Here is a 7,109-nt window from a genome sequence, read left to right on the forward strand (position 1 = left end):
CGATCAGAACGGCAACGCCCACGGTTGCCCAGTTAATGTTTTTCATTGCTTACCTTCCCGTCTGGGTAATTGTTAATTTGCCCTTTCAGAAAAGAAAAAAGCGCCGGATTAATCCAGCGCTTTTTAGTGTGGGAACCTATAGGTTCAATTTTTATATTTCAGCTGGTGTTTTTCAGCTTGCTGGCCGCTTGTTTCGTCCAGATACCAGAACTGCAACGGCATTAATTGCCGGACTTCATCCAGTGGAACGTCCAGCAGTTCGGCAAATTTTTTAATATTCGGCCCCTTCTGGCCGCCGATCCAAAAGCGCCCGCACTGGTCATATACCGTTTTGGGTATCTCTTGCGGTCGTTGCGTCACTGCATGAATGCGCGCCCCGTACTTTCTCCCCTGGTTAAATAACTTCCGCAGATTCGGTGCCGCACGCCCCACGGTTTCAACCGCCTGGGCCAGCTCTTCGATAACCACATAGGTTGGCTTTTTGCCATCCAGTACGGCCCACACAACCGCCGCCCACCACTCGAATGATTCCGGGCTGCTGTCACCATCCCAGCCAATCCGAAAGCCCCTGCCAGAATTTACACCCCGCTTTACAGCGTTAATGAATTTGTTTTTGTCGTCGTAGTAGGTTGTTCCCTTGTCGTGGTCGTGGCTTTCATCCCACAACAGGCAGCGAACACCGCGACCAGGGGCCGCGCTGTTCTGTTTCAGTGCCTGGCTTTTACCTGTGCCGGACTTGCCGACATACAACGTGTGTTCATTAGGCAGCTTGGGGTTCGGGTTCTTTGCCATCTGCCGCCCCCTCTGCTGCCTCTTTCACTTCCTTGGCTTTCATCGCCTTAATCTGTTGCCAAACGGCAAACCCGGCAAGGCCAACAGCACCGGCAAGTTCCAGCTCTTCTTTGTAGGCTGCCATCCAGGGTGGCATTCCACCCGCGTTATATTTCATCAGCACAGGTGCCAACTTTTGGATAATGGCCTGCTTCTGTACAGGGGCAATTTGTACGCCCGGGTACATCATGGACAACGCCGCCTCAATCACTGACACGGTGACCATGGCAGATGCTGCAGCCTGTTGCTGTGCTGCGTCTGCTGCTGCCTCTAACTGTTGCTGTGCTGCGTCGTCTGCGCCTGGATCATAATCACCCGGTTCCGGTTGCTCTTCCGGTTCCTTCAGGTTGTCCAGTTCGGTTAAATCGTCTTGCTGTTCTGGTTGTTTTTTATCAGTCATGGTTCACCCCTTTTGGTTAATGATTCAGGCCATCGGCCCGCCACCGCCCTTGGTTAAAATGAAAAGGCCAACGGCCAGCAGGCCCGCAAAAACAGGCATGAACGAACCAGCGGCCGCGGCTTTTTTCGGTTGTGTCTGCGGTTGTTCCGGTTCTGGTTTCGGTTGTTGTTCCGGTTCTGGTTCGGTTGTCTCTTCCGGTTCTGAATCCAGCACCGGCGCGGGTTCGTTCGGTTGTTCCGGTTCTTCGCTCAGGTGTTCACAGCCTGGCCGCGGTGTCATTGCCTGGCGCCATTGCTTCTGGATCGCGGCACCGGTGCGCTGATCACATCCACATTCACAGCGCTTGTACAGTAGCCCCCGGCCCTTGCCGCGTTTGGTTTCGTGCAGGCTGGCCACAGTGTCGCAGTCAGTGCACTGCATTGTTCCCACCACTGGGTTATTTGTTCGTGTCATCGTTTGTTAGCCCTCCCAGACCAATTCGCCGTTTTGATCGGCAACCAACACACTGCAACCAAGCGCCTGCAGTGCGTTTAATGCCTGAGTCAGGCTCATTTCACATTGCCCGTTTTCGTGCCTGGACCAGCACCCGTTAGACACGCCAACAGCCGCCGCCAAGTCACCCTGTTGCATTTTTAACGCTCGCCTCTGCCGGCCGATTGCTTCCCGCAGTTTTTCTCTTGCCATCAGATCACCCCCATTCTGAAATCATCCGCTGTTTTGTCATCGTCATGGTCTGCCCATTCCGGAATTGTCCCCGCCCGTAGCGCTGCCCAGTATTGTTCGCACATGCCCTTGAACTTATCGGCGCGGGCCCGCCATAGGCTGCGCCGCATTTCCTGTAAATATGGCCCTTCTGGTTTCTCTGCTTCTGACCACGCGGTTCCCCGGTCTTTTGCAGGTAGCCAGTTGCTTACAACTTTGCCGGTTGTGTCTTTTGCCCATGTGAAGAACTCCGCGACCTTATGCACGCCCGTTATCACTAATTGATATTTGCTTGGCCGGTGTGGGATATCCGGGTTTTTGTTCAGATCATTGCGCATTTTTTCCAGTGCCCGCCCAATGTTCTGGCGCTTCCTGGTTTCCTCTTTTGGTGTTTCTTCCAGCAGTTCTTTCAGCCGGTTGCGCTGCTGTACCTTATTGCCATGTGAAAACAGGAAATGGTCATAAACGTCTCTGATAAGCGTCCCCATCAGTCCGTTTTCATATATTCCGACTAAATCCCAGTCCGGTGCCCGGGCCTCTGCGCTGATCCCGTAACGGTTGCCGCGCACAATGCCTTGAGTGCTTACGCCGTCTTCATCCTCAGCGCCCTTTGTCATGTATCCGGCTGCTTTCGCCATGTATGCTCCGGCACATTCCGGTTCTTTTATTTTTTCCAGGTGTGCAAAGCCCTGGCCCCACATTTTTTCCAGACGTTTAGCCCAGGCCTGAAAATCACGGAACGGCACGCGCCAGCGCATCAGAATGTGAATGTGCGGGTTGTCCTGGCCTTTTTCGTTTTTCGGGTTCTCTACCACCCAGCAATATTGAAGTTTCTCCCGTACCGGCTGACCTTTTGGCGGCATGCCATCGGTGGCCACCATATCGCCTTTCCAGCCTATTATTTTTGACGGTGCGCCGCTGTGAATCAGGCCCTCATGTTCCTGCAGCCATCCGCGCTGATACATTTTCTGCGCTGCATCCCAGAACCGTGACAGCTCTTTTTGCACGGTCTGAAATGTCTGATCGTAAGCCCCCCGGCCTGATTCATTGGCCATAAGTGCTGGCAATACGTTCCAGGGCATAGGAATGTAAATTTCCCGGTTTCCTACCAGGCGGGTGACCGCCGGGCTGTACCGTCTGGTTTTCTCGTTGAATGCCAGCTCTGTGCATGGCCCATGGTTTTCTCTGATTTCCACGCGGCAACGGGCTGCCGTATCCAGTGTGAGCGTTAAGAACGTAGAAAAGCCGCCCTTTTTCAGCGCCATGAATCTGCAGCTATCGCTGATTTTTCTCGCGCCTTCCAATGACAGTCTTTTGGTATACCGCGGCCCGGCTTGCTCCGGCGGCAGGCAGTTAATAGCCTGGTAAACCTTGGTTCTGATCCTGTATTCATCTGCCCAGGTGCGTTTTTCAACAACAGCACAGGATCCGGACTCATACCGGCGAACCCGGATAATTTCGCCGGTTGTTAAATCTACTTTGTGAGTTTGCTCTGATCCGTCACCAATAAAGGTCGGGTCATAGGTAGGCAGCGGGTTTTGGTCGTACCCTTCCTGCTTCCCGTTGCGCTCGTCAAACATCCACAGCATTCCGCCGGGCTTTTCTCGTTTGTATTCCTGGCCTGGTGGCGCTGGGTAATCGATATCCGCCAATCGCTGCCATTCAGACAAACCGCGCTCGTCACCAATGGCTGCAATTTTTTCCCTTGCATCCTGGCGGGCCAAAAACCCGTCTGTGTATTTAATACCGGCGTGTTCTTTCAGGATTTCGGTGGAATTTTGCTCTGTCGGAGATTTGGCCGCCTTGACTAGCCTATGCGCCTCCGCTCGCTTCGCGGCTGCGTCGCTAGTCGCGTTCCGCTCATCCTGCGCTCTGATCTGGCGCATGGTTATTCCGTCAGGAAAGACAAAATCAGGGTCAACAAAAAAACCCGCTTTTGGCGGGTTATCTAAGAATTTATTCACGCTCAATAACTTTAATATTTTCAATGTTTAGCATTGCTTAGCTTTTCTTTTGCTTGACATAAAAACTCATTTTCAAGAGCTTCAAGCATATCGCAGTCATCTAGTTCAATTCCATTAGCAATGATGTCTTTTAACTCACCCTCTGTTGCATCTTTTAGCATGTCAGCTACGAATTCATTAATGTCCATGATTTCCCCACCGTTAAAACTCCACAAATCCATAAAACAATGACAACGCCACCGTGATAATAAGTAACGCCATCAATAACTAACTGAATCACAAACCAGCCCTCAGCATGGTCAGTCAGGGACTTTTACCCATGCCGCCAACGCCAGTTTTGAATAGAGATCGTTATATCCATCAAATGAATATTTTTTACCTTCTTTCTTTTCTTTCAGTAACGGGCTAAAGATTTCCGCCTCTATCATGGCTTCCTGTAAATATTCCAACTCTTCAACCGTCAGACGCAGTTCTACTTCTCTGTTTTTCATAACCCACCCCCGCAGTGCGGGCAGTTGCTGCCTCGCTTTCTGACCTGGTACGCCATCCATTCAGGTGCATAGCGTCGGCGCTCCTCGCCTGATCCGCCGCGCTCGATTGGCAAATGGTCCAGCCCCATGGCCCGCGCAAATTCCGGTGCGCTCTGAAGCTGTCGAACTATTTTTGCTTGCTGCTTGGCAGACCAACGCTCGGGACGTTTTTTAAGCATGGTCATTGCCTCTGAAGGAGAGAACCCGGCGCGTTGCATATAAAAAACCCGCAAGGATTTTTTTGTTTTACTCCAGGCAATCGCAAGGCCTGCTGATTCCAATATTCTTTTGCAGTTATTGCAGGTGCTGCTATCGGAATTTGGTACGGTAATTTTGTTTTCAGGATTAAGGCCACAGGCTGTCATATCCCACCCAGCCATCATGCAATGGGTAACCATGGAACCACCCCCGCAGACTGCAGACCATAGACAAACCCACCCAGCCAAAAGCCGTTCAAACAGGCCACGGCGTGACGCTGAAATGCTACTGAGTTAATCATTTATAAGGCCCTCGATATTCTTAAAAAGAATCCCGGCCGCTTTGCGAATGGCAACTCTGTGAGACGGCATCAGCTTTTGCCATGCCGTTAGGGATACTGACTCAGGGCAGTTTGCAGCCCGCGCTATCATCTGCCGTTCTGTCACGGTCATTCTTAACCAGGCCTGACTTTCCTGCAGGTTGGTGGGTTCCAGTGTCGCCAGTATTTCAGTGATGGGGCTTATTACGCCTGTAATGGTACTTTGGTGCATGTCCTGACCTCTCCTTCCCTTATTTTTAGTCCCGGCTGTAAAACAGTGCGGATGCCGTCGCAGAGCCGCACGTCAGTCAGGAACATGTATAGGATGTGGTCTACCGTGTACCACATGCAATGGTATACGCTTGTGCCTTGAAGCTGTTAAAACAACCGTTATTCCAAGGGGTTTTTAAAATGCGACTTCTCACCACCCGCCGCATAGTCGCCGCTCTTATGGATCGGTACGACATAGAGACAAAATATGGTCTGGCAAAGCTGCTCAGCGTCAGCCATAAAACGGCGCGGAATTGGGTGGATGAAGGACGGACAATGGACGATAACCAGGCCAAAAAAGCGGCCGAGTTATTAGACCTCGACTATGAATATGTCCTGATCTGTTTGCAGTTGGAACGATCTAAGAAAAACCCAGCAGCTATGCGGGCTTGGAAGAAAATCGCTGACTTGTGGGACGGTTCAAAAGTGGCGCTTATCGCGTTAATTTCTGCTCCTGCCATCGCTTCTTTTGTGGGTTCCCCTACCCCATTCTCCTGATCTTTCGATAATTACCAAGTCTATCAATTATCGGAATTATTATAGGTATTTCCACTCCCCGGTTTTCACTTCTTGTCGCTACTGGTCTGGCCCAACCCCAACCAGTAGTCAATTGTGTTTTTTTGAGAATCAGGTCTAATCCGTTTCCCTGCACCGGGCTTGCAAAGCATCTGGCGATTCGACAGCCTTCTCTGAAAAACCATTTCCACCATGTAATCATGTAAATAAGCTTTAAACGTTCTGCTGGGTCTCGGTAAGTCAGGGCTTCATTCCTTCATACATCATTCTTAAAACTTGATGAACCTGCTCCCGATGAGATTTCCAATCCAGTGGTTCCGTACGTGTTAAACGGATCATTTGCATATGGGCAAAATCGTTCATGTATCTTGCAGCCACCTCGAGATCAATATGTGAAGCAAAGTGACCGTGTGCTTTCATCTCTTCAAAAAAAGAAACAAGAGAACGGATTAACGCCTCATTGGATTTAATATAGGCTTCGGGCAGTGCCTCAACCTGACCAAACAACAGAGAAGGCATCATTTCTCGCCAGAGAGATGGAGAGCAGGATGTGAGCTCTTCATATGCAATTCGCCATTCCAGTTCGCAAATTATATTGACCGGATCATCTCTTTCCATATCAATCTGTGATTTAAATTTTTCAATAATAGGTTCCGGGTCGTAGTCTGAAATAAACTCGCAGAGTAACTCGTGTTTCGATGAGTAGTATTTAAACAAGGTCGGAACCGACATGCCTACTTCAGCAGCAATGTCATCGACCTTAACGGATTTATAGCCCTTTTCTTTGAACATGCGCAGTGCGGTTTCACGTATGAGTAGTTTTCTTTCCGCTTTCTGTTTTTCTCTCAATCCGCTCACTGGTTATCTACCTGGTTAAAACTATCGTTTACAAGCATTTTAAGTTATCTGAGACCGATGATGCCGAGTGTCAGTAATACTCAGAGTTATCAAAAAGGGCTCAACATAACGTACAACAAAGAGCGATGCCAAATAGCAGTCCACCACCACCACCCTTGCCTCTGTTTTCAAATGCATCTGTCGCCAATCTGATGAATGATGCCGATTGACAATCAAGTCATTTATCAGAGGAATATATTAAGGTGACTAAAATAATTTAGTAAACTTAACTTTTATGCTGATAATATAAAGCAATGTCGAACGCTAATCTGGAGTATTTATGTCCCAAATCGCTGATCTGATTATGAGGTCCGGCCGGTAAAAGCGTTGAATTTAGCCACTTCGCCTATAACCTATTGATAATATAAAGATATATTTACAATCTTCTGCCGCGTATTGTTTATCGAACTGGTGAATATCATTGGCCTGCCTACTTGAAAAACAACAATTACGCAGAGTTACGCGCCATATGCGTAATTACG

9 protein-coding genes are annotated in these 7,109 nt (G+C 49.5%); 1 reads left to right on the top strand and 8 read right to left on the bottom strand.

Annotation, left to right across the window (positions count from 1 at the left end):
• Nucleotides 1-144: 144 nt before the first annotated feature.
• From B2Z72_RS07545 to B2Z72_RS07575, 7 genes are all read right to left on the bottom strand, one after another.
• Entirely contained in the window at nucleotides 145-792 is a 648-nt protein-coding gene (locus tag B2Z72_RS07545) for a hypothetical protein (RefSeq protein ID WP_296980402.1), read from the bottom strand.
• A complete protein-coding gene (locus B2Z72_RS07550) occupies nucleotides 761-1,231 on the bottom strand; it encodes a hypothetical protein (protein WP_296980404.1) in 471 nt (156 codons plus the stop codon). The genes B2Z72_RS07545 and B2Z72_RS07550 overlap by 32 nt, the downstream gene beginning before the upstream one ends.
• Before the next feature lie 24 nt (nucleotides 1,232-1,255).
• A complete protein-coding gene (locus B2Z72_RS07555; RefSeq protein WP_296980407.1) occupies nucleotides 1,256-1,627 on the bottom strand; it encodes a hypothetical protein in 372 nt (123 codons plus the stop codon).
• A gap of 287 nt (nucleotides 1,628-1,914) precedes the next feature.
• Nucleotides 1,915-3,897 (bottom strand): rolling circle replication-associated protein, encoded by a 1,983-nt coding sequence (locus tag B2Z72_RS07560; protein ID WP_297004475.1) that lies wholly within the window; start codon nucleotides 3,895-3,897, stop codon nucleotides 1,915-1,917.
• A gap of 20 nt (nucleotides 3,898-3,917) precedes the next feature.
• On the bottom strand, nucleotides 3,918-4,085 hold the full coding sequence (locus tag B2Z72_RS07565) for a hypothetical protein (protein ID WP_297004477.1): 168 nt from the start codon (nucleotides 4,083-4,085) through the stop codon (nucleotides 3,918-3,920).
• A 111-nt stretch (nucleotides 4,086-4,196) separates the two neighbouring features.
• A complete protein-coding gene (locus tag B2Z72_RS07570; protein WP_297004479.1) occupies nucleotides 4,197-4,388 on the bottom strand; it encodes a hypothetical protein in 192 nt (63 codons plus the stop codon).
• Nucleotides 4,385-4,792, bottom strand: a complete 408-nt coding sequence (locus B2Z72_RS07575; RefSeq protein ID WP_297004482.1) for a hypothetical protein — start codon at nucleotides 4,790-4,792, stop codon at nucleotides 4,385-4,387. The genes B2Z72_RS07570 and B2Z72_RS07575 overlap by 4 nt, the downstream gene beginning before the upstream one ends.
• A gap of 479 nt (nucleotides 4,793-5,271) precedes the next feature.
• Between B2Z72_RS07575 and B2Z72_RS07580 the strand changes: the two genes are divergently transcribed.
• On the top strand, nucleotides 5,272-5,712 hold the full coding sequence (locus B2Z72_RS07580; protein WP_297004484.1) for a hypothetical protein: 441 nt from the start codon (nucleotides 5,272-5,274) through the stop codon (nucleotides 5,710-5,712).
• A 258-nt stretch (nucleotides 5,713-5,970) separates the two neighbouring features.
• Here the strand turns inward: B2Z72_RS07580 and B2Z72_RS07585 are convergent, their stop codons facing one another.
• Nucleotides 5,971-6,588 (bottom strand): TetR/AcrR family transcriptional regulator, encoded by a 618-nt coding sequence (locus B2Z72_RS07585; RefSeq protein ID WP_297004486.1) that lies wholly within the window; start codon nucleotides 6,586-6,588, stop codon nucleotides 5,971-5,973.
• Nucleotides 6,589-7,109: the final 521 nt, after the last annotated feature.

The sequence above is a fragment of the Thalassolituus sp. UBA6592 genome, from assembly GCF_002433655.1.
Classification (GTDB): domain Bacteria; phylum Pseudomonadota; class Gammaproteobacteria; order Pseudomonadales; family Oceanobacteraceae; genus Venatoribacter.

Coding starts and splice junctions, on each gene's coding strand:
- B2Z72_RS07565 (WP_297004477.1), bottom strand. CDS start 4,085: ATGGACATTAATGAATTCGTAGCTGACATGCTAAAAGATGCAACAGAG.
- B2Z72_RS07545 (WP_296980402.1), bottom strand. CDS start 792: ATGGCAAAGAACCCGAACCCCAAGCTGCCTAATGAACACACGTTGTAT.
- B2Z72_RS07575 (WP_297004482.1), bottom strand. CDS start 4,792: ATGACAGCCTGTGGCCTTAATCCTGAAAACAAAATTACCGTACCAAAT.
- B2Z72_RS07570 (WP_297004479.1), bottom strand. CDS start 4,388: ATGAAAAACAGAGAAGTAGAACTGCGTCTGACGGTTGAAGAGTTGGAA.
- B2Z72_RS07550 (WP_296980404.1), bottom strand. CDS start 1,231: ATGACTGATAAAAAACAACCAGAACAGCAAGACGATTTAACCGAACTG.